This window comes from Xanthovirga aplysinae (assembly GCF_009711365.1).
GTDB classification, from domain to species: Bacteria; Bacteroidota; Bacteroidia; order Cytophagales; family Cyclobacteriaceae; genus Xanthovirga; species Xanthovirga aplysinae.
The window spans coordinates 1-3090 of the sequence record NZ_SMMB01000664.1 but is presented as its reverse complement, the minus strand read 5'-3'; the positions used below and the strand labels follow the sequence as shown (position 1 = coordinate 3090).

2 protein-coding genes are annotated in these 3090 nt (G+C 34.7%); both read left to right on the top strand.

Annotated elements, in window-relative coordinates:
- The first annotated feature begins 911 nt into the window (after nucleotides 1-911).
- Nucleotides 912-1499, top strand: a complete 588-nt coding sequence (locus E1171_RS03875; protein ID WP_155204276.1) for a TetR/AcrR family transcriptional regulator — start codon at nucleotides 912-914, stop codon at nucleotides 1497-1499.
- A gap of 403 nt (nucleotides 1500-1902) precedes the next feature.
- Complete coding sequence (locus E1171_RS03870; protein ID WP_155204275.1) at nucleotides 1903-3012, top strand: alkene reductase; 1110 nt, start codon at nucleotides 1903-1905, stop codon at nucleotides 3010-3012.
- Nucleotides 3013-3090 lie beyond the last annotated feature (78 nt).

The following is a 3090-nucleotide window of genomic DNA, read 5'->3' as shown; positions in this document are numbered from 1 at the left end:
AGTTATGTTTTGGGTGTAGGTGCAAAATTTAAGAGATATTCTTTTGAAGCTAGATTTGAATCAGGGAATGGAATGCCAGCTGTTCAAGATTTTAATCTAGTTGTAAACAGATTCTATTTCTTACTTGGTTACAGATTTTAAGTTACCGAAGGGAAAACTCCTGTTCTTATTGTAAAGAGTATATTTTTTTAGAAAAAACAGGAAGTTCTCCTTTTACCATCGTAGGTCAAATTTAAAGGGGAGAAATGAAGAGTTGGACACCCGAAAGTGAAAAAAATCAGGTGTTCAACAAGTCTTTCTAGCAAAAATAAAATCTTAAACAAATCCTAACTTAATAAAGGGATCCCATTTTAAAGTTGGGATCCCTTTTTAGTTTACATATGAGTATTTTAATTATACCTTTTTTTGATAGTTTTTTTGTTTGTTGTAAATTATCTTGTTAACTCTCGTTTTCTTTTTAGATGCCTTTATTTCTAGGTTCAGACAATTTTGAAAAGACAGCACATTGGTGGCTGTATCTTTTTGGATTTTGATATTCTTCTTTTTTTTCTAAAAAGGCTCTAAAGGCCGATTAAAATTCTAACCTCAGGATTTTCTTCAGACATTTTGATGGATTTTTTATTTTAGCCTCATTCACTTGTAAGGCTTCCATAGTATTTAGGGTATGGGGATCATTATCTTTCCCAAGAAATAGCAATGTTGCTTGAGATAAATGTGGTATTAGTCCATGTTTTTTGTAGTAGGTAAGGTTTTGAAGTTTTTTCAATCCATTTTGTGTTGAAAGATGAACAGGTAGAAGATAATTATAAAATTTTTCATCTTCTGCGGCCTAAATTTCGTTTGTAGGTTTAAGAATAATTGAATAATCATTCTAATATTTTATTTTTGCTGGGTAATAGTGTGATGATATAATGGCAAGAACAAAGGCATTTAATCCTGAAGAAACTTTAGAAAAAGCCTTGCAAGTATTTTGGCGGCAAGGTTATGAGGGTACTTCTATGCAAGAACTTGTGGATGAAATGGGAATTAATCGTGCAAGTATGTACTGTACTTATGGTGATAAACATGCTCTTTTCATTTCAGCTTTAAGGAGTTATGGAGACAAGCATTTGAAGGAACTCGAAAATTTTATTGCCTCTAGTCAAGAGAATGCTTTAAATACCTTAAAAGCCATTATATATGGGCATGTAAAGGAGTGTGAACTGGATCAGGAACGTAAAGGTTGTTTTTTGCAAAATTCCATTCTGGAATTGGCCAACTCTGACAATGAAGTACGGAATTTAGTCAGAAAAAATGAAAAACAATTGTTGGTCATTTATGAAAGTTTGATTAAGAAGGGGCAGGCAGAAAATCAAATTCCTAAGGAAAAAGACCCCAAACTAATGGCGGCCTATTTATACAGTGCATCTAATGGATTAATTATCAGTGGAATTACTTCACAAAACCCTAGCGAATTAAAAGCAATTGCTGATCAGGTGCTTATGGCCCTTCAGGCTTAAGTTAAGAGAAATATTTTTTTTTAATCCAAAGTACCTTTTGCCAAAATGTATAGATTAGTACTTTTTTCCTTTTCTTACGGTTTAATCCTACACTTTTATCCCTGGTTTTTATTTTAAAGTTTTTTTGGTAAAAATTTAATTAGGAGGAAAAAGGTTTTCTACCTTTCTATTCAAGTTCAAAAATTACTGTTCCTTTGGGAGGAGCTTAAGCTCCAAAAATAGTCATTTCCTTAAGTAGAGTCCGTTTTATTAAACAATGTCGGCTCATTTTTTTATTTCATTTAGAATTTTAAATTATTTTGTAACAATCATTCCAATATATCGTTTTTATTGATATTGGAATGATTGTTCAAATATTATTTGAGTATTAGAATTATTAAGTTGAATGTTTAAAAAAAATATTATGGATCGCACAGCAGAAAAAGATGTTTTATTTACTAAAGGCGAGTTAGGAGCATATTCTTTACCACATAGGGTTATCATGGCTCCTTTAACCCGAAGTAGATCCAAACAGCCAGGGAATATTCCTACGGAGATGAATGCTAAATATTATGCCCAGCGTTCTTCAGCCGCATTGATTATATCGGAGGCTACTCAAATTTCCCCTCAAGGAATGGGGTATGCTTTTACGCCGGGTATTCATAGTAATGAACAAATCGAAGGTTGGAAAAAAGTAACGAAGGCTGTTCATGAAAAGGGCTCAAAGATTTTCCTACAAATGTGGCATGTGGGACGTATTTCTCATTCTTCCCTTCAGCCAGAAGGAGCCCTTCCTGTCGCCCCTTCCGCAATTAAAGCTGAGGGAGAAGCTTTTACCTATCAAGGGCTTGTTCCGTTTGAAACACCACGAGCTTTGGAAACGGAAGAAATTCCAGGAATAATCCAGCAATATGAGCAAGCGGCTAGAAATGCAAAAGAAGCAGGTTTTGATGGGGTAGAGGTGCATGCCGCAAATGGCTATTTGCTAGATCAATTTCTTAGGGAAAGTACAAATAAGCGTACTGATGCTTATGGAGGTTCAATAGAAAACCGTAGTCGCTTATTATTGGAGGTAATTGAAGCAGTCACTTCGGTTTGGGGCCCAGATAAGGTTGGAATTCGGATTTCTCCTACTGGTACATTTAATAGTATAACGGATTCAGATCCTGAAAAGACTTTTGGTTATTTGGTTGACCGTTTAAATTTATTCGGATTAGCCTACCTTCATGTGGTTGAAGCTTTTGGTGAAGGGCCTAAGCCGGATTTTGACTTTAATAGGCTTCGCAAATCTTTTCAAGGACCGTATATCGCAAATGGGGGATATACTGCTGATAGTGCAAGGGAAAGCTTAATTAGTGGAAAAAGTGATTTTATTGCCTTTGGAACTAAATACATAGCAAACCCTGATTTAGTAGAACGCTTTAAATTGGGTGCCCCACTTAATGAAGCCGATCCAAATACTTTCTATGGAGGCAATGAAAAAGGGTATATTGATTATCCTTTTATGGAAGTTAATGCTGTTTCCAATGAGTAATAGGAGTGTTTTAACTATGCTGAATAATACTTTCTGAGAAAAAGAAAAGAGGTTCCTCCAAAATTTTGGAGGAACCTC

What these genes read in the sequence shown, in the direction of transcription:
- E1171_RS03875 (WP_155204276.1), top strand. Translation starts at nt 912, where the DNA reads ATGGCAAGAACAAAGGCATTTAATCCTGAAGAAACTTTAGAAAAAGCC.
- E1171_RS03870 (WP_155204275.1), top strand. Translation starts at nt 1,903, where the DNA reads ATGGATCGCACAGCAGAAAAAGATGTTTTATTTACTAAAGGCGAGTTA.